Source organism: Anaerocolumna aminovalerica (assembly GCF_900115365.1).
Lineage (GTDB): Bacteria > Bacillota > Clostridia > Lachnospirales > Lachnospiraceae > Anaerocolumna > Anaerocolumna aminovalerica.
The window spans coordinates 12,951-32,235 of record NZ_FOWD01000032.1 but is presented as its reverse complement, the minus strand read 5'-3'; the positions used below and the strand labels follow the sequence as shown (position 1 = coordinate 32,235).

Here is a 19,285-nt window from a genome sequence, read left to right as displayed (position 1 = left end):
AACTCCCTCACTTTATGAATGATTATAAACTATATCTCTAGAATAAAGTAATGATTCATCTTTCATTAACTGTTTAGACCAGGGAACTCTTCTTCCAGTCAGGATACCCTCTGCCCCACTACCGGAACTCTCAAATTCTCCAAAAAGAACTGTTTCATGGGCATCTTCTTTGTTCCAGTCACACCAACCTTCTTCTTTAATATGTGCTCCAAGGTGGCATCTGATTAAAACTACCTTAGCGTAATTTCTCCATGGCCGTCCAAGGTATACTGTTTTCGGCGGGCAATCGCTGGTAAAATTACATTCATAAAAAACATACCCATACTCTTTATCCTGAGGGGTGGAAGGAGCCGTTATATAACCCTTAACACCTGTTTGGTTTTCATGCTCCTCCATCCTATTTACACATTTGGTAAAAATTTCACAATTTTCAAAATAAGTGGTTGCGCTTCCAAAGATGAAGTCAACATTTCCTTCTATATAACAATCTTTAAAATACTGCCTTCCATGATTTCTTGGAGCATGTTCTTTCGGACCCACAAAGCCCTTATGAACTAATGGTGACAAAGGTAACGGTCCAGTAAATAAGGTATCCTGGTTTCCAACGATACGGCACCCATCAAATTCCAGACGGTCCCCATCCACATATAAAGCAATCGCTTGTCCTACCAGATAGCCAGGGCCTGCCTCATTACGAATAGTTATATTCTTTACAGCAACATTATGAGTATCAATCATTACTGTGGCAGTTCGAAAGGTGCCTCTTAATTCGCCATCAGGCATAACCATTCTTGCATAATCACTATAAGTAATAATAGTTCCTTCTGCCGATTCTCCTTCCATAGTTAAATATGGTTTATTAATCACTAGTTTTTCTTCATAGATACCATTGTATATAAATATTTTCACTGGTGCAGAATTGTTGTCAGGTATTGCATTTAACGCTTCTTTTATAGTTCTATAATCGCCTTTCCAATCTTTTGATACTGTAATCCTATTATTGATCTCCAATTAAGAAACCTCCCCAAAATTATATAATTTTCTCCATTAATGCTTTATTATCAATATTATCTAGCTCGTTTCCCTTATATTATGAAATACATCCATAATGTAATCTCTGGCTTCATTAATATAAGAAGGCTCTATATCCTCCATTAATATTTGTATATATGGTTTATGCTCTTTTAATAAAGATAATAATTTTTCTAATTTAAACATACCTTTTCCTATGGGTGCTTTCTTCTTTTCATTCCCCTCAATGAGGAAATCCTTCATATGAATTACACTAATCTCTTGGCCTATTAAGTCAAAAGCATCCACCATCATCTGTTCTTGGACTTTATAATTATCTACTGAAATTAAATTTACCGGATCAAAGATAATCTGAAGATTAGGTGAATCAATCGTATCTAATACTGCCTTTGCTCTTTCTACAGTAGAAACAATATGTGTTACAACTGGTTCAATTCCAATAATAACTCCAAGCTTTTCTGCATATGTAACGATATCCCTTAAATTATGTATAAATATCTCCAATGCTTTGTCTGAATGATTTTCAGGAGAAAATTCATATTTCGTATTTAATGCCCCTGTCTCAGTTCCAACCATTCCACACCCTAAATATTTTGCAAATCTTATATTTGCCTTATAGGTTTCTATATTCTTCTCAAGTTGTATTTTATCCGGAGTTGCCAGATTCAGATAACATCCAAGAACCGCAATATTTACATGATTATTGTCCAAAATATTTTTCATATAGGCAGCTAATCCAGGAGTTAAAGCTTCGTTAGAAACATTAAATTCCGTAATTGACTTTTTTAATGCCAATTGAATACACTCTACCTCTCTCTTATGAATATCCTGTATCAGTTCTGCAAAAGGGACTTTATCCATATCATGAGCTCTTACACCAAAAGTTAACATAAACCTCCTCCTTTAATTAAATAGCTGGTTATTAGGTATTTGCTTAACTCCTAATTTCTATGATTGTTCTAACCTGTTCTTTATTTGTCATTACTGTTTACTAAAAACTTCAATTGGTCGGTCTATCCTTTTTTAAATACCCTTATTTAATACTTCCATAACAATCTCCTTTGTCAAAAAAACATACAAAATTGTAAGCGTTTACATTGTTTATAATACTAGCATTCACATAATATGTCAATGTTGTTAGCCAATATTTCTAATTTTAGCAATAATAATGTAAATTTATTATTAGAATTCACAAAATTACTTCTTTGATCATATTGCGTTATAAAATAATATATAGTATAATATTTAAAACCGTGTTGAGAAACATGTATTAAAATTGTAAGCGATTACATATTCAAGGTAGTATGAAAGAAAAATACTTTCAGCTGAATTTAGCGCCATGTAAAATCAGAGCTGGATTTCACTTGGCTTGGAGGATAATCTATGAATATTTATGACGTAGCAGATAAAGCTGGTGTTTCCATTGCAACTGTTTCCAGAGTAATTAATGGGAATCAAAACGTAAGTGAAAAAACAAAGGAAAAAGTACTTTCCATTATGAAAGAATTAGGGTATACACCTAATGTTTTTGCCAGAGGTTTAGGTTTAAATACAATGAATACGGTAGGTATCATGTGTACTGATTCTTCAGATCCTTTTTTAGCAAACGCTGTTTATTATATTGAACAGGAACTAAGAAAAAATGGATATGATTCTTTTCTTTGTTGTACTGGGTATGAACTAAAGAACAAACAGAACTATCTGAATCTTTTATTATCAAAACGTATTGATGCGGTTATATTAATCGGTTCCAGTTATTTAGAGTCAAATGTAAAGGATAATTCCTATATCATGGAAGCTGCTAAAGAAGTGCCGGTTATGTTGATTAATGGTTACCTGAACAAGCCAAATATTTATTGTACTTTATGCGACGACCAGCAGGCTACTTACAATGCGACTTCACTTCTATTAAAGGAAGGACGTAAAAATATATTGTATCTATACACTACGAAATCCTATAGTGGTATCCAGAAAATGAAGGGATATAAAGAGGCCATTCTCACCAAACAGTCCACGATAGATGAAGTTTATATCCAATCCTGTCCAAATAATATTGAAAAAGTAAAAGATCGGTTGTTAAAGTTATCTGAAGATGGATTAGTTTTTGATGGAATTGTTACATCTGAAGATCTCTTAGCTGTTGGCTCATTAAAATATGCAAAAACCAAAGGAATTTCTGTACCAGAAGAGTTAAGTATAATTGGGTATAATAATTCTATTTTAGCAAGTTGTTGTGAGCCTGAACTAACTTCCGTTGATAACCATGTGGAAACTTTAAGTCTTACAACAGTAGGAACATTAATGAGAGTTTTATCTGGGAATACTGTTCCAAATCGAACAGTCATCTCTACGGATCTGATTATTAGAAATACCACAAATTTTAGTAAAGACATAAGGAGTTTATTATGAAACAATTTATGGATAGAGATTTTTTGTTATCTACCGAAACATCAAAAGTTTTATATCATGATTATGCATCGAAGATGCCTATTATTGATTACCACTGTCATATCAATCCAAGAGAAATTGCTGAGGATAAAACATTTGATAATATTACTCAGGTCTGGCTTGGAGGTGACCATTATAAATGGCGCCAGATGCGTTCCAATGGTGTAGATGAAAAATACATTACAGGGAATGGGACCGATAAAGATAAATTCAAGATGTGGGCAAAGACTTTACAAAAGGCAATTGGAAATCCTCTTTATCATTGGAGTCATTTAGAATTACAGCGCTATTTTGATTACAATGGAATACTGAATGAAAAAACCGCAGAGATGGTATGGAATACATGCAATGATAAGTTAAATACCCCATCTATGAGTGTTCGTAATATTATCAGACAATCTAATGTGGAACTTATCTGTACTACGGATGATCCAATTGATTCCCTGGAATGGCATCAAAAAATTAAAGAGGATGAAACAATTGAAACAAAAGTCCTTCCAGCATTCCGTCCTGATAAAGCCATCAATATTGAAAAACCTGACTTTAGTGAATACATAGATAAACTATCAATAGTAAGCAATATTCCTATTACTGGTTTCAGTTCACTTTGTAACGCTCTAAGTAACCGTCTTGGCTATTTTGATTCCATGGGATGTAAAGTATCTGATCACGCACTTGATTTCGTGATGTATCAGCCAGCTTCTATGGAAGAAATCGAATCAATTTTTCAAAATAGAAAAGATGGAGTAATTCCAAATGAAAAAGAACAATTACAATTCAAAACTGCAATTTTATTATTCTTAGGCCGTGAATATCATAGATTAGGCTGGGTAATGCAATTACATTATGGTACCTTACGTAATAATAATGAGTTAATGTTTCATAGACTAGGCCCTGATACAGGATTTGATTGTATTAATTCCTATAGTTCATCTACTCAGATGGCTTCCTTCTTAAATGCTTTAAATGTTACCGGCCAGCTGCCTAAAACAATCATCTATTCTCTGAATCCAAAGGATAATGCTATGATTGGTACCCTTCTTGGTTGTTTTCAGGATTCTTCAGCAATAGGTAAGATTCAACAGGGTAGTGCCTGGTGGTTTAACGACCACAAACTTGGTATGGTAGAACAGATGTCCTCCCTTGCAAACCTAGGACTTCTATCTAACTTTATTGGCATGCTTACAGACTCCAGAAGTTTTCTTTCCTATACCAGGCACGAATATTTCAGACGGATTCTCTGTGATATGATTGGTAAATGGGTAGAGAATGGGGAATACCCTGATGATATAGAAACTTTAGGAAGTATGGTACAGGATATCTCTTATTATAATTGCAAGGGATATTTTAATTTTTAAACATTACTTTTATTCTATCTGTCAACTTGTATCTGTTCCTAAATAAGTTCAATAAAACGCAAAAGAAAGGGATGCAAAGTTACAATGTTTTGCATCCCTTTTAGATTATATTTTTAGAATCTAACAACTTTTTCTGTTACTATACAAATCTACAGACCTACACTCTGAAATTTTATTCTCAATAATTAATTTAGTCATCACCCACCTAATACATTTATCCAGTATGATTGAATCACTTATAATGACTATTGACCTAAGTACTTGTAATTACAATGTTGACAGATTTCTTATATTTTGCTATACTCATAACAATTTTATTATAATTTATAGTATACCTATATGAATAACTATAAATCTTCTATTTTAACAAAAGGAGGACACAAATTTAATGGACATAACAACCCTCTGTATACATGGAGCTAAGAATAATACTCATAATACCGGTGCTGTCAGCGTTCCAATTTATCAATCTGCAACCTTTGCTCATCTGGGTGTGGGGAAAAGTACAGGCTATGATTATTCCCGTGTACAAAATCCAACAAGAGAATATTTAGAACAGACCATTGCTGCATTAGAAAATGGTATTGATGCCCTGGCATTCCCAACGGGTATGGCAGCCATTACTGCACTTATGGAATTATTTTCAATTGGCGATCATATTATTGTTTCTGATGATCTATACGGTGGTACTCTCCGCCTTTTTGAAAATATTAACAAAAAGAATGGTTTAAAGTTCAGTGCAATAGATACCTCAAATATTGAGGAAGTAAAAAAACATATTAACCCTGAAACAAAAGCGATCTATATTGAAACACCTACCAATCCCACTATGGTTGTAACGGATATTGCTGCTATGGCTGAATTAGCAAAAGCAAATAATCTTATCTTAATTGTAGATAACACATTCCTAACACCTTATTACCAGCAGCCTCTTAACTTAGGTGCAGATATTGTACTACATAGCGGTACCAAGTATCTATGCGGTCATAACGATACTTTAGCCGGATTCTTAGTAACTAATAGTAAAGAACTTTCTGAAAAACTTCGATATATCTATAAGACCACCGGTTCTTGCCTGTCTCCATTTGATAGTTGGCTATTAATCAGAGGAATTAAAACTTTAGCCGTACGTATGGATAAACAGCAGGAAAATGCAATGAAGATTGCCGGCTGGCTTACCACACAGGAAAAGGTGAAAAAAGTTTATTATATTGGTCTTCCAACTCATAAAGATTATGAAGTATCAAAAAGGCAAGGAAAAGGATTTGGCTCTATGATTTCTTTTGAAGTGGATACGGAAGAAACTGCCAGGAATTTATTAGAACGCCTGAATCTTATTTTATTTGCAGAAAGCTTAGGTGGTGTGGAATCTTTAATTACCTATCCCATATATCAGACTCATGCGGATATACCTTTAGAAGATCGGTTGGCGAGAGGTATCAATGAAAAATTATTAAGATTATCTGTGGGGCTTGAAAATGCAGATGACTTAATTACAGATTTAGCTCAGGCATTATCAAAGGAGGAAAGTTATGAAATTTGATTTTAATAAACTAGTTGATCGTAAGAATACCAATTCAATAAAGTATGACTTTGCCCCGGAGCGAGGAAAACCTGATGATGTTCTACCCCTTTGGGTGGCAGATATGGATTTCCCAACGGTACCAGAAGTTACAGAAGCCTTAGTGAAAGCAGGTAACCATGGTATCTTTGGCTATACAGAAGTAAAGGAAGTTTATTTTGATACTTTAAAAAAATGGTTTTCCTCACACTATCATTGGAATATTGAAAGAAGTTGGCTTGTAAAGACTCCGGGTGTTGTATTTGCTATTGCCATGGCAATTCGTGCATTTACAAAAGAGGGAGATGCTGTATTAATTCAAAGACCTGTTTATTATCCCTTCTCAGAATCCATTACCTCCAATAACCGTTTATTAATAAATAGTCCGCTGGTTTATGAAAATGGCTCTTATCACATAGATTATGATGACTTTGAAAAGAACATTATTGATCATAATGTAAAATTATTTATTCTATGTAATCCTCATAACCCTGTTGGACGGGTATGGAGAAAAGAAGAATTAGTAAAACTGGGAGACATATGTGTAAAGCATAATGTCCTTGTGGTTTCTGACGAAATACATGCTGACTTTATCTATCCCGGTCATGTGCACACAGTCTTTGCAAGTATAAAGCCGGAATTTTTTGACAGAACCGTTACCTGTACCGCACCAAGTAAAACTTTTAATCTGGCAGGACTTCAGGCATCCAATATTTTAATAGGAAATCCGGCATTAAAGGCTTCATTTAAAGAAGAAATCAGAAAAACCGGTTACAGCCAGTTAAATGCCATGGGACTCATAGCCTGTCAGGCAGCTTATGAATACGGTGAAGAATGGCTCTCCGGGCTAAAGCAATATCTTCTAGAGAATTTAAATTATGCAAAAGATTATATTAAAAGTAACATTCCTCAAATAAAACTTGTGGAACCAGAAGGTACTTATCTGTTATGGGTAGATTTTAATGCCTTGCAGCTTTCAGAAGAGGAATTGGAAGACTTGATTTTACAAAAAGCCCGTCTTTGGCTAGATGCCGGTACCATGTTCGGCCCTGAGGGCAGCGGATTCCAAAGAATTAATATTGCCTGTCAGCGTGAGACTTTAGTGAAAGCGTTAGAACAATTAAAAGAGGCCGTTCACAGTTTATAATTAGACATGAATTAAATTTATATATGGAATAACATTTATATATGAACTAACATTTATATATGGGCTAAATTTTATAAATTATATAAAATGCTGTTGCAGTTTTATGATTCTGAACTTAAAGACGAAGAATAACAAAACTGTAGCAGCATTTTTATTAACTGGGTGGAGAAAATTCTGTATATAGGTATCAAAGACAAGTTGGTTATCATTACGTGTTCAAAAACATAAGAAATAAAACTTGGACCTTCAGATCAGGAATTTTACCGAGATGCATATTACCGTTATAATGTATATGAGAAATAATACCTATAGAAAGATATGGTAATTAATATAAAATAAATTAGTGTCGAATAATTAAAAATAAGGGAGAGAAATGATGAAGAAAAGAGTTCTATCTGTATTATTTATAGTTTTATTATTTAGTTTACTTTTAGTTGGTTGTGGAAGCAAGAAAAAGACAGATATCGATAATACTTCATGGGTTTTGGCAAGCGCAGAATCTTTAGGTATAGAATTATCCGCTGAAGAAATTGGAATGGGTGAATTTGTTATTGAATTTAAAACAGATGGTAAAGTTACTGTTACAGCAGACGGCGATACTTCAGAAGGTACCTTCAAAGTAGATGGAGATGAAGTAACCATTAGTGAGGGTGGCGAGACAATGGTCTTCACTAAAGATGGTAATGTATTGTCCATAGATCAGGATGGTGCAGTATTGAATTTTGAAAAAAAGTAATTTAAAATAAAAGGGCATAAAATTCGACACATATCTAATGATTTACAATGGATTAAGCCTTATAATTTAAGGGTTTCTGAGGTCGTAACTTATAAAGTACATGACCTGTATACATTGGATTGAAATTGAAAAAAGTCGTTACATAACAAAAGTGGGAACTTCAGCTAGGTTGTGAGACGGCTTTTTTAATTGGGATAATCAAGGTAGGATAACTCAGGAACATTTTTACTAGGTTACCAAGAGACAGAAGCTGCCAACTTTCAGTGACAGCTTCTCTTATCGAGTGCAATTATACATATAACTTAATTAATTAATTTATACCCAGGTATTCTTCATTAATCCAAGGGAGGTTTACAAAATAATTTACATTCTCTTCTTTTATATGATTATTTTCCTGCATTTACAAGTGCACTCATAATGTCTTCCCGCATATCTATTACAGCCTGTCTGGAAGCGTCTGGGTAGGCCGTTTGACCAAATTTCGCATAAGCTTCTTGTTTATATGCTGCTATAATACCTCTGGAGGAATTTACAATTGCGCCTAACCCATCTTTATTAAAATAGTGTACCAAATCTTCTGCTTTACCGCCCTGGGCACCATAACCAGGAACTAAGATATAGGTCTTTGGCATGATTTTTCTTAATATTTTACCCATTTCTGGATACGTTGCACCAACAACAGCACCAATATAGCTATACTCACTTCCCATATGGAGTTCACCCCACTGTGCTACTTTCTCTCCAACTAGTTCATATAGAGGTTTTCCATCTATCAATTGATCCTGGAATTCTCCGCTGGAAGGATTGGAGGTCTTAACAAGAATGAATAGTCCCTTCTTCTCTTCTTTACATACATCTATAAATGGCACAACACCATCAGAACCTAGATATGGATTCACTGTTACAAAATCCTCATCAAATCCATAAAAGGAATTATTTCCTACCTGCACCTTACCTAAGTGTCCCATTGCGTATGCTGCTGATGTGGAGCCAATATCACCTCTTTTGATATCACCAATTACTACTAGCCCCTTTTCTTTACAGTAATCGACGGTCTTTTTAAAAGCTATTAAACCTTCAATACCAAACTGCTCATACATAGCAATCTGCGGTTTTACAGCAGGTATTAAATCATAAGTGGAATCTACAATAGCCTTATTAAACTGCCAAATTGCTTCTGCTGCTCCTGCTAAAGTTTCTCCTTTTTCTTTATAGGCAGCTTCCTTTACATGATCCGGTATATAGGATAACATAGGATCTAATCCCACTACAATGGGTGCTTTATTTTCTTCTATTTTTCTTATTAACTTATCGATCATAATTCCTCCATACATACATTTATAAAATAAATCATTAACAATAATTAAACATTATGAAATCTACAATCTGCATATTCTATTTATTCCTTATAAACAATCTTACCTGCAACAATTGTAGTTTTTACTTTTCCAACTACTTTTCTATCATGGAAAGGAGAGTTTTTTCCTTTTGAAGCAAATTCATTTACATTAATAGCATATTCTTCTTTGGGATCGGCAATGGTGATATCTGCAATTTTACCTGCTGCCAGACTTCCTTTATCAATTCCCAATATTTTTGCAGGATTGGTACTTAATTTTTCTACCATTTCCATTGGAGTTAAATATCCCGTATTCACAAGTTCCCTCATGGTTAATGAAAAAGCCGTTTCTAATCCTACAATACCAAAAGGTGATTCTGCCATTGATTTTTCTTTTTCTGCTTCACTATGAGGAGCGTGATCTGTTGCTATTACATCTATAATATTATCTCTTAAAGCTTCTTTTAATGCTTGTACATCTTCTTTACTTCTTAAAGGAGGATTCATTTTGTAATTGCTGTCATCCCCCGGTATATCTTCATCGGATAAGGTAAAATGATGAGGGCATACTTCTCCGGTAACCGGTAGTCCCCCTTCTTTTGCCAGTTTAATAAAAGTAATACTATCCTTTGTGGAACAATGACACAGATGTAATTGTACTCCTGTTTCCTTTGCCATAATAATATCTCTTGCGGCAATTACATCTTCTACAGCATTACTAATACCCGGTAACTTTAATTCCCTGGATTTTGCACCTTCATTCATAACTCCACCCTGAACCAGATCCTTGTCCTCACAGTGGGCAAATATTGGTATGCCGGCAGCCTTGGCTTGTTTCATACTCTCCAAGTAAAGAGCTGTATTCATAACGGATTTGCCATCTTCACTTAATGCAACCGCACCGGCTTTTGCCATGCTTTCTATATCTGCCAGCTCATGTCCCTGCTGGCCTTTTGTGATTGCGCCGATTGGAAGAATATTTACACCGGCTTCTTTCTTTGCTTTTAAAAGCAAATATTCAATCATTTGGTCATTATCAATAGTTGGATTAGTATTAGGCATAGGGCATATAGTAGTAAAACCACCCCTTGCCGCCGCCATGGCACCGGTTGCTATAGTTTCCTTGTACTCATATCCAGGCTCTCTTAAATGTACATGCAAATCAATAAATCCCGGCATTACATACATACCTTCTGCATCAATTACCCGTTCTGCCTCTTCATTGATATCAGCGGCTACTTCCTTTATGACACCTTCCTTTATGAATATATCCCTTTTACCTTCTAACCCTGTTGACGGGTCTAAAACATACCCATTTTTAATTAAAATTGACAAAATGGAACCATCCTTTCATTTTTATCCGAAAACACAGCTTCTGTTTAAATCATAAAAGCCAGAAAGCATTATTCAGAAATTCTGAGCTAATTTTACCATTAAAATCAGCTCAGAATATATACTTCATTATTTAAGAAATCACTTTTATAATTCTGCTCTTTCAATATCCTCCAGAATTGCTTTGTTTTCTATGTAATTATTGAATTCATTTTTTGTAACCCACTTGTAATCATTTAAATCTTCAGAAAGAACTACTACATCAGAACCGGACATACATAAATAGCTTATGCCAATGTTACAAGTATCTCCCACCATAAAAGACCATGTATATAGTATTTTATTAATTTGAACGGATAATCCTGTATTTTCAAAAATAAGACGAACTACCCCTTTATCAGGTATTTCACCAAACTCAATTTTACCGTCAATAAATTCCCATTGAAAAGGATTCCCAATTCTATCGTCATACCATTTTTTAATTATTAAATACTTGTCCTCATACTGAACAATCCCTTTTACCATTATTTTATATTTTTCCATACGGTATCCTCCTCTATCATAAGATCATCTTACAATCCCATAGTTGTTCTTATTAAAATTATTATAACCGAACTACCTAATGAATACAACTGATTCTTCCAACAGGTTTAAAGGTTTTTTATCTAATCCGGAATGTATTTAAGTAAATATGGGTATCTTTTATTCTCCTTCAAGGTTCAGATAATGCAATCTTTGTATAGAATACAAACTGCTTTTCCGATAGAGTATTTTATTGTATAATATAAGAAATTGTAAAAGCATTAATTCTACTTAAAAATATTAAATACGAGGTTGTAAATTATATGGAGATTATTAGATGTGATTGGGCAAATAAGAGTGAACTGGAAAAACAATACCATGATACTCAGTGGGGAAAAGTTGTCCATGATGACAACGAGTTATTTAAAATGCTCATTTTAGAAGGAAAACAAGCAGGATTAAGCTGGTCTACCATTCTTACTAAAATGGATACGTTATGTAAGGCTTTTGATGATTTTATTCCTGAAAAACTAGTGAACTATGACGAAGAAAAGATAGAAGTCTTATTATTGAATGATGGTATAATTAAAAACCGCCTCAAAGTAAACGCTGTAGTTCATAATGCAAAAATGTACTTTAAATTATGTGAAAAGTATGGTTCCTTGGATGCATTTCTATGGAGCTACGTGGATTATGAACCTATCATTAATAGATGGGAAAAGATTGAAGATGTTCCTGCAAGTACACCTTTGTCAGAAACAATCAGCAAGCAATTAAAAAAAGAAGGGTTTAAGTTTGTAGGATCTACTACAATTTATGCATTCATGCAATCCATAGGAATGGTCAATGACCACTTGTTATCATGCAGTTTTCGTAACCAATAAACTATCCGAACAATACCAAATATGGATAATTCCTTTATTATTACAACGAAGGTAGTTCAACCAAAAAATATACCCATAAACAACGTAAGGGAGGATTAGAACCTTCACTTTTTACTATGCCATTTTCAATTTCTACTCTGATTATACATAATATATTTAAGAAAAAGGGTTATTATTTTTAGACTTAAGCTAATCTCCATATGGTCTTGAAAAACTGGAAAAGCCCTTATATGCATTTTCCAATTTTTCTCTAAGTCTCGGAGGTTAGTATTATTCAGCTAAAAATATAACCCTTTAAATTTAAATTATTTCTCACAGCAAGGTGGAATTATACCCTCTGCTGTATAAGGAATGGTAAAAGTACGAATTCCGCTTGCATAAGGTGCAATTTCATATAATCCAAAATAAATAACCAATCCCTCATTGCTTAAATAAAAATTATCCATATTCAGGTTTTCTTCCACAAGTTTTTTGTAATCCTCAAAATACACAAAGCTATTTCCTTTTCGTATTTCCTCTTCAATTTGATTCAGAATATTCCTGATCAGGAATTCCCGTAAATCTCTTACTGAAATAAAATCACTTAGCTTTGATTTTCTTCTATGTTCCAAATCCCATGTTTCCGATACTCTTGTGGTCATTCCATGAGCACCGCCGGTGTATTGATAGGTTTCCGAATACAAACTAAGGAAGCAGTTTTGGTTATATGTTATAGTAAATTCCATCACTACTTCATAGGGATGAAAGGGAAAATTATTCTTTAAGGAATCTTCATACTGTTCTTTTGCCAGATTATATAATTCTTGTATTTGTTCTTTCTCAAAGAGTAATGCGCGTATCCGGTAATACAAGTTTATATCTTTTATAAACAAACGAAACATGTCAGATATAAATTGAGGATAACGAATCGTATAATTAAGCATAACCGTATCCTTATAGTACAGAATACCTTTTACTTCTATCTCTTCTACCTGAATTTCATAACTTAGCATATATTTCCCCCTGGGATCTATCTAAGTTAACTTATGCATAATTTTTTATGATGTTACTTAATCTATTATATCAGTTAAAACTATTTCCAGATTAACCAGGTGAGAATATATCCTGTTGCAACAGCCGCCAGTGTAAACGGTACACTTATTTTCATAAATTGTTTCGCACTAACTTCATAACCTTCTTTTCGTAATATACCAATACCTGTTATGTTGGCGGATGCTCCAATAGGGGTAATATTACCGCCAAGTGTAGCTCCAATCAATAAGCCAAAGTATAAAATATAAGGATCGATATTTAATGCCGCTGCAATTCCTTGTGTTACCGGTAACATGGTTGCAACATATGGAATATTATCGATAAAGGCTGAAATTATTACGGAAGCCCATACAATTAAAGTAAATATAACAAAAACATTATCTTTACTTGCTTTTATAAAAAGTTCGCTAATGTCTTCAATAACACCTGCTTCTTTAATACCACCAATAACGATAAACAAACCTGCTAATAAAAGTATGGTTGTATAGTCAATTTCTTTTAACACATCTCCAAATACTTTTGTATCTTTTTCTATAATAAACTTACGAATAACACCAATTAGCATAAGGCCTACACAGATTAAACCATTAATAGTCGCAGGTTTATATTCCATTGGTATAAAGGACGCAATAATTAACAGAACAACAATCCCTACTAATAGCACCGTAGGAAAATAATCTGTAACAACTGTTCTTTCCATTGTTTTAACAGGTTGCTTTTCTTTTCTGAATAAAAATAATAAAACAAAAGTAGATACCAATGCTCCAATTTCAACAATCCAGAATAAGCCTGGTTTTCCTCTAAAGAAAAAGAAATCCAAGAAATTCATGTCTGCATGGCCACCAAGTAAAATGGAAGTAGTATCTCCCACTAAAGTAGCGGCACCTTGAAGATTAGAGGATATTGCAATGGCTATAACACTTGGTACCGGAGATATCTTAAGCTTCTTTGCTATAGTTAAAGCTACCGGAGCAACCATTAATACAGTTGCAACATTATCAACAAAAGCAGATATAAATCCTGCAAATAACGCTAATGAAACAATTGCCCATTTTACATTCGGGGTTTTTTCAATAATAAAGTCTGCCAATAAGGATGGCATTTTAGATTCAATAAATAAAGTTACAACCCCCATAGTACCTGCAATCATTAAGATTACGTTCCAGTCTACCGTTTCCAACACCTGATTTAAAGGCAATATTCCTAAAATCACAAAGATTGCTGCAGATACTAAGGCTATATAAGCTCTTATTTTAGGAAATACCAATAAAGATAAGTAAGTAAGCGCAAAAAGTACAATTGCTATCGTTTTTGTTTCCATTTTTTTCTCCTTATGTATACTAATTTAGAAGTGCAAATAGTATGAAAATATGAAGTTTTTACTATTTTCATATAAAGGCAATCAATTGTAAATTATACTATATGGCAGGCAATTATTCAATCATATTTTAATGTACTGATCCGTAATTATTAACCCAATAGCTGTATCTGTTCCTGCTAATCCTTTACCACCATTTGTCAGTGATTTCTTAGTTAAGCTTTACTCAATAATAGATCTGGTCTTTTCCAATAATACACTCCTTCACTTTCTCCTCCGACCATTGTATAGCACCTTCCACATCACGTTTTTCTATTAGCTGACAAAGAATATGGGTATTATGATATAATTTTTCCCGTCCATGAAGATTACAAAATCTTTCCCATAAAATAATAACAGCATCTTTAAAAGAATAATAGATTAAAGGAGTCAACATGTTCCCTGATAATACAGCCAGCTCATGGTGGAAACAAAAGGCATTCTCACTGGCTTCTCTGTTTGTAGAGGCTTTTGCAATTCCATCGGTAAATTTGCGCAGGGTTTCCATTTCCTTTTGAGTAAGTTTCGGAATTGAAAGCTTTAATGTCAGCTCACTTAATGCAAGACGAATTTCCAGAATGGAACGAATCTCACTTGAGCGTAATACCCCTCCGTTATAATGAAGAATGGATATTAAAGTTTCCATTGTTCCGTTTCGGCGATAATCCGCAACAAAGGTTCCAACTCGGGGCTTTATGGTTAAGAAGCCTTTTCTGGATAATTCCAGGACACCGCTATTTACCACGCCTCTGCTAATCTGCATGGAATTAGCTATCTCTCTTTCCGGAGGCAGTTTCTCACCTATAGCTAATTTTCCGGATAATATCATTCCTTCCAGTTCCCGGACAAATAATTCTTTTATGGATGGGGCAGATAATTTTGTAAACTCCATGTAACGTCTCCTTTCTGATATTGGTCTGACCAGATACCACAGCCCAGTTATATTGTATTATTTGCTTAAATACAAGATGATATATTATCTAAAACGCTGAATAAATACAGCTATATTGACTTACTTCATATTAGGTAGATAATAGTAGTAAAGGATATAATCTGGTATGACCAGATACAACTAGCATACTTGAGAGGAGAAACATATGAAACCATTTAAAATTCTTGAAATTAAAGAAAGTGTTTTTGAAGATAACAATCGGCAAGCGGATCTTCTGAGGGAAGAATTAAAAAACCAAAATACTTTCCTGTTAAATCTGATGTCGTCACCAGGATCAGGTAAGACTACTACTCTTGTTAAAACAATTAACCTGCTGAAAGATGAAATGAAGATAGGTGTTATGGAGGCAGATATTGATTCTGATGTGGATGCTCATACCATCTCAGATACCGGAGTTAAGGTAATCCAGCTTCATACCGGAGGCATGTGCCACCTTGATGCAGATATGACAAAGCAAGGATTGGAAGGTCTGAATACAAAAGATATGGATCTTGTCATTCTGGAAAATGTGGGAAACCTGGTATGCCCTGCAGAATTCGATACCGGTTCCTCTAAGAATGCCATGATTCTCAGTGTTCCGGAAGGGGACGACAAACCATTGAAATATCCTTTGATGTTTCAGATTACAGATGTGCTGTTAATCAACAAAATAGATGTACTGGAGTATTTCGAATTTGACTTAGATAAATGTATAGAACGTGTAAAAAATTTGAATCCAAATGTTAAAATTATAACAATCTCAGCAAAAACCGGAGAAGGTATTGGAGAATTTGCTGACTGGCTGAGTATGGAAGTAAAAAGATGGAACGGAAAGTAATATTACATAGTTGAAAGGGAGGTATTCAATGGTAAATAGGAAGGTATTGGAACTTGCAAATCATATCAGCAGAAAGAAAATGGGTTCTAAATCCGGTATTACAGAAACAGACCCGGAGTACTTGATTCTGGAACCGGTAGTAACTGAGGAAATGGCGGAAGTTGCCCTATGCATGGAAATACGTAAAAAATCTACCGCTGCTGAGCTTGCACCTCTGTGCGGCAAACCGGTAAAAAAAACAGAAAAGCTTCTGTGGGAACTGGCAAAGGCCGGTGTTTGCTTTGTCAATCAAATCAACGGAGTTGATAACTACTGGTATGACACCTGGGTACCGGGTATTATGGAAATGATGGTTAACAACAAGGAGAATGTTAAGAAATACCCACAGATTGCAGAAGCTTTTGAGGCATATGGAAGAGTCCGGGGGCCTAAGACAACCGGAGCATTTCCTGTTGGTGTAGGCTTAATGCGAGTTATCCCTATAGAACAGGCAATAGACGGGGAAACCAGAAGAGCTACCTATGAAGAAGTATCAAAATATCTGAATGACAACCATATCTTCTCGGTATCTGACTGCTCTTGCCGTACAGCAAGGGAAGCTATGGGGGAAGGCTGCGGCCATCTTAAAGAAGATATGTGCATTCAGATGGGGCATGCTGCAGAATACTATATCCGTACCAGAAGAGGACGTCAGATTACCAAAGAAGAAGCATTTGAAATTATAAAAAGAGCAGAAGAAAATGGCTTAATGCATCAGATTCCCAATCTTGACGGTTCTGGTAAAACCCATGCCATATGTAATTGCTGTGGCTGCTCCTGTCTGTCTTTAAGAACTGCTTCCATGTTCAAAAATGTAGATATGGTGCGTTCCAACTATGTTTCCCATGTAAATAAGGAAAAATGTGTTGCCTGTGGAGAATGTGTGGAAACCTGTCCGGTTAACGCTCTTCAGCTTGGTCAAAAACTATGTGCAGTGAAACCTCTCCCCGTAAAGAAAACAGAAACTCCCAGAGATACGGAATGGGGTCCGGACAAATGGAATCCGGATTACCGTACCAACCGATTAAATGTTGTTGAAAGCGGTACCAGCCCCTGCAAGACAGAATGTCCTGCTCATATTTCCATTCAGGGTTATATAAAGCTGGCTTCTCAGGGAAGATATACCGAAGCTCTGGAATTGATTAAACACGAAAATCCCTTTCCTGCAGTCTGTGGCCGTATCTGTCCAAGAAAATGTGAATCTGCCTGTACCAGAGGTGATATTGATTCTCCTATTGCCATTGATGAAATTAAAAAATTCATTGCTGAACAGGATTTAAACATGAAAAACCGTTATGTTCCAGAGAAAAGACATGAATATGGTAAAAAGATAGCTGTAATCGGTGCCGGCCCTGCCGGACTCTCATGCGCTTACTACCTGGCAATTGATGGTTATCAGGTTACGGTATTTGAAAAACAAAAAGTACTTGGAGGCATGCTGACTTTAGGCATCCCCTCGTTCAGATTGGAAAAAAATGTGGTAAATTCAGAAATTGAGGTATTACGGGCATTAGGCGTCCAGTTTAAAACCCAGGTAGAAGTGGGTAAGGATATCAGCCTAAAAGACTTAAGAGCACAGGGATATAAAGCTTTCTATCTTGCAATCGGAGCACAGGCAGGAAGAAAACTTGGAATCGAAGGTGAAGACAGTGAAGGTGTAATTACCGGTGTTGAATTCTTACGTAATATAAACCTTGGTAATGATTTAACTGTTAACGGAAAGACTGTGGTAATCGGAGGAGGAAACGTTGCAATTGATGTTGCAAGAACTGCTGTAAGAACCGGAGCATCTGAAGTTAATATGTTCTGTCTGGAAAGCCGTGAAGACATGCCGGCTTTGGCAGAAGAAATCGAAGAAGCTTTGGCAGAAGGTATTATTATTAACAATTCCAGAGGACCAAAGCGTATTCTTATAGAGAATGGACGTACTGCAGGTGTTGAATTTATGAAATGTATTTCCATATATGATGAAAATGGTAAATTCAACCCCATCTATGATGAATCAGATGTTATTACCGTTAAGGCTGACCATGTATTACTATCAGTGGGTCAATCCATTGATTTGGGAAGCTTGATTGAGGGATCCGGAATAGAACTTAACCCCAACAGAACCATCAAGGCAGATCCTTTTACCTATCAAACCGGAGAACCGGATGTGTTTACAGGAGGAGATGTTTTAACAGGTCCCAGATTCGCTATTGATGCAATTGCAGCAGGAAAACAAGGAGCCATCTCCATACACCGCTATGTACAGCCCGGTCAAAGTATGATTATCGGCCGAGACAGACGAGAATACCACGCTTTCGATAAAGAGAATCTGAATTTGGGTGATTATGACCGCCAGCCAAGACAAAGTGCCGGCCATATTGCCGGTGTTTCATCAAAAAGTACATTTAAAGATCCTCGTTCAACCTTTACAGATGAACAAGTGAAAAAAGAAACGGAACGCTGTCTAAGCTGTGGTGCAACAGTGGTGGATGAATACCTATGTGTTGGATGCGGTGCTTGTACCATGAGATGTAAGTTTGATGCAATTTCACTGATTCGCAAATACGACGGAGAAGGAGTGGCTTTTGAGGATCTAAAACCGATAGTTGTAAAGCATATCCTGAAGAGAAAAGGTAAAATAATTATGAAAAAAGCTAAGAATCTTTTAAGGAATAAATAAAATAGATTAACTTATTAACCATGAGGTATATAAAATATATTTATATATTCCTATAATAATC

At 35.1% G+C, this 19,285-nt stretch carries 16 protein-coding genes; 8 read left to right on the top strand and 8 right to left on the bottom strand.

Features of this window, described 5'->3' with window-relative positions; genetic code table 11:
• Window positions 1–12: 12 nt before the first annotated feature.
• Together BM183_RS15460 and BM183_RS15455 are read right to left on the bottom strand one after the other, a co-directional pair.
• A complete protein-coding gene (locus BM183_RS15460; protein WP_242961023.1) occupies window positions 13–1,011 on the bottom strand; it encodes a pectinesterase family protein in 999 nt (332 codons plus the stop codon).
• Window positions 1,012–1,071: 60 nt separating this feature from the next.
• Entirely contained in the window at window positions 1,072–1,923 is an 852-nt protein-coding gene (locus tag BM183_RS15455; RefSeq protein WP_091687775.1) for a sugar phosphate isomerase/epimerase family protein, read from the bottom strand.
• Window positions 1,924–2,415: 492 nt separating this feature from the next.
• Between BM183_RS15455 and BM183_RS15450 the strand changes: the two genes are divergently transcribed.
• The 5 genes from BM183_RS15450 to BM183_RS15430 all read left to right on the top strand — a co-directional run bounded on the left by BM183_RS15450 (window position 2,416) and on the right by BM183_RS15430 (window position 8,282).
• On the top strand, window positions 2,416–3,441 hold the full coding sequence (locus BM183_RS15450; RefSeq protein ID WP_091687774.1) for a LacI family DNA-binding transcriptional regulator: 1,026 nt from the start codon (window positions 2,416–2,418) through the stop codon (window positions 3,439–3,441).
• Window positions 3,438–4,838: a glucuronate isomerase gene (gene uxaC, locus BM183_RS15445; protein ID WP_091687773.1), complete on the top strand. Its 1,401-nt coding sequence runs from the start codon at window positions 3,438–3,440 to the stop codon at window positions 4,836–4,838. Before BM183_RS15450 ends, uxaC begins: the two co-directional genes overlap by 4 nt.
• Before the next feature lie 388 nt (window positions 4,839–5,226).
• Window positions 5,227–6,381, top strand: a complete 1,155-nt coding sequence (locus tag BM183_RS15440; protein ID WP_091687772.1) for a trans-sulfuration enzyme family protein — start codon at window positions 5,227–5,229, stop codon at window positions 6,379–6,381.
• Window positions 6,371–7,546 carry a MalY/PatB family protein gene (locus BM183_RS15435; RefSeq protein ID WP_091687771.1) on the top strand — a complete coding sequence of 392 codons (1,176 nt, stop codon included), beginning with the start codon at window positions 6,371–6,373 and terminating at the stop codon, window positions 7,544–7,546. Before BM183_RS15440 ends, BM183_RS15435 begins: the two co-directional genes overlap by 11 nt.
• A 373-nt stretch (window positions 7,547–7,919) precedes the next feature.
• On the top strand, window positions 7,920–8,282 hold the full coding sequence (locus BM183_RS15430; RefSeq protein ID WP_139221541.1) for a hypothetical protein: 363 nt from the start codon (window positions 7,920–7,922) through the stop codon (window positions 8,280–8,282).
• 386 nt (window positions 8,283–8,668) lie between these two features.
• Here the strand turns inward: BM183_RS15430 and pyrF are convergent, their stop codons facing one another.
• From pyrF to BM183_RS15415, 3 genes are all read right to left on the bottom strand, one after another.
• Entirely contained in the window at window positions 8,669–9,601 is a 933-nt protein-coding gene (gene pyrF, locus BM183_RS15425) for an orotidine-5'-phosphate decarboxylase (protein WP_091687769.1), read from the bottom strand.
• An 80-nt stretch (window positions 9,602–9,681) separates the two neighbouring features.
• Window positions 9,682–10,956: a dihydroorotase gene (locus BM183_RS15420; protein WP_091687768.1), complete on the bottom strand. Its 1,275-nt coding sequence runs from the start codon at window positions 10,954–10,956 to the stop codon at window positions 9,682–9,684.
• A 144-nt stretch (window positions 10,957–11,100) separates the two neighbouring features.
• Window positions 11,101–11,496, bottom strand: a complete 396-nt coding sequence (locus tag BM183_RS15415) for an NUDIX domain-containing protein (RefSeq protein WP_091687767.1) — start codon at window positions 11,494–11,496, stop codon at window positions 11,101–11,103.
• Between the two features lie 302 nt (window positions 11,497–11,798).
• Between BM183_RS15415 and BM183_RS15410 the strand changes: the two genes are divergently transcribed.
• Window positions 11,799–12,359 carry a DNA-3-methyladenine glycosylase I gene (locus tag BM183_RS15410; protein WP_091687766.1) on the top strand — a complete coding sequence of 187 codons (561 nt, stop codon included), beginning with the start codon at window positions 11,799–11,801 and terminating at the stop codon, window positions 12,357–12,359.
• Window positions 12,360–12,664: 305 nt separating this feature from the next.
• Here BM183_RS15410 and BM183_RS15405 read toward each other — a convergent pair whose 3' ends face one another.
• From BM183_RS15405 to BM183_RS15395, 3 genes are all read right to left on the bottom strand, one after another.
• Window positions 12,665–13,351 carry a DUF3298 and DUF4163 domain-containing protein gene (locus BM183_RS15405; protein ID WP_091687765.1) on the bottom strand — a complete coding sequence of 229 codons (687 nt, stop codon included), beginning with the start codon at window positions 13,349–13,351 and terminating at the stop codon, window positions 12,665–12,667.
• A gap of 80 nt (window positions 13,352–13,431) precedes the next feature.
• Window positions 13,432–14,712: an ArsB/NhaD family transporter gene (locus tag BM183_RS15400; protein ID WP_091687764.1), complete on the bottom strand. Its 1,281-nt coding sequence runs from the start codon at window positions 14,710–14,712 to the stop codon at window positions 13,432–13,434.
• A gap of 223 nt (window positions 14,713–14,935) precedes the next feature.
• A complete protein-coding gene (locus tag BM183_RS15395; RefSeq protein ID WP_091687763.1) occupies window positions 14,936–15,640 on the bottom strand; it encodes a FadR/GntR family transcriptional regulator in 705 nt (234 codons plus the stop codon).
• A gap of 205 nt (window positions 15,641–15,845) precedes the next feature.
• On the opposite strand from BM183_RS15395, the gene hypB reads away from it, so the two are divergent.
• Together hypB and BM183_RS15385 are read left to right on the top strand one after the other, a co-directional pair.
• The gene (hypB, locus tag BM183_RS15390; RefSeq protein WP_091687762.1) at window positions 15,846–16,517 is read left to right on the top strand and encodes a hydrogenase nickel incorporation protein HypB; all 672 of its coding nucleotides are present in this window, start codon (window positions 15,846–15,848) and stop codon (window positions 16,515–16,517) included.
• Window positions 16,518–16,545: 28 nt separating this feature from the next.
• A complete protein-coding gene (locus tag BM183_RS15385) occupies window positions 16,546–19,224 on the top strand; it encodes an FAD-dependent oxidoreductase (RefSeq protein ID WP_091687761.1) in 2,679 nt (892 codons plus the stop codon).
• Window positions 19,225–19,285 lie beyond the last annotated feature (61 nt).

What these genes read in the sequence shown, in the direction of transcription:
- BM183_RS15455 (WP_091687775.1), bottom strand. Translation starts at nt 1,923, where the DNA reads ATGTTAACTTTTGGTGTAAGAGCTCATGATATGGATAAAGTCCCTTTT.
- BM183_RS15450 (WP_091687774.1), top strand. Translation starts at nt 2,416, where the DNA reads ATGAATATTTATGACGTAGCAGATAAAGCTGGTGTTTCCATTGCAACT.
- uxaC (WP_091687773.1), top strand. Translation starts at nt 3,438, where the DNA reads ATGAAACAATTTATGGATAGAGATTTTTTGTTATCTACCGAAACATCA.
- BM183_RS15440 (WP_091687772.1), top strand. Translation starts at nt 5,227, where the DNA reads ATGGACATAACAACCCTCTGTATACATGGAGCTAAGAATAATACTCAT.
- BM183_RS15435 (WP_091687771.1), top strand. Translation starts at nt 6,371, where the DNA reads ATGAAATTTGATTTTAATAAACTAGTTGATCGTAAGAATACCAATTCA.
- BM183_RS15430 (WP_139221541.1), top strand. Translation starts at nt 7,920, where the DNA reads ATGATGAAGAAAAGAGTTCTATCTGTATTATTTATAGTTTTATTATTT.
- pyrF (WP_091687769.1), bottom strand. Translation starts at nt 9,601, where the DNA reads ATGATCGATAAGTTAATAAGAAAAATAGAAGAAAATAAAGCACCCATT.
- BM183_RS15415 (WP_091687767.1), bottom strand. Translation starts at nt 11,496, where the DNA reads ATGGAAAAATATAAAATAATGGTAAAAGGGATTGTTCAGTATGAGGAC.
- BM183_RS15410 (WP_091687766.1), top strand. Translation starts at nt 11,799, where the DNA reads ATGGAGATTATTAGATGTGATTGGGCAAATAAGAGTGAACTGGAAAAA.
- BM183_RS15405 (WP_091687765.1), bottom strand. Translation starts at nt 13,351, where the DNA reads ATGCTAAGTTATGAAATTCAGGTAGAAGAGATAGAAGTAAAAGGTATT.
- BM183_RS15400 (WP_091687764.1), bottom strand. Translation starts at nt 14,712, where the DNA reads ATGGAAACAAAAACGATAGCAATTGTACTTTTTGCGCTTACTTACTTA.
- BM183_RS15395 (WP_091687763.1), bottom strand. Translation starts at nt 15,640, where the DNA reads ATGGAGTTTACAAAATTATCTGCCCCATCCATAAAAGAATTATTTGTC.
- hypB (WP_091687762.1), top strand. Translation starts at nt 15,846, where the DNA reads ATGAAACCATTTAAAATTCTTGAAATTAAAGAAAGTGTTTTTGAAGAT.
- BM183_RS15385 (WP_091687761.1), top strand. Translation starts at nt 16,546, where the DNA reads ATGGTAAATAGGAAGGTATTGGAACTTGCAAATCATATCAGCAGAAAG.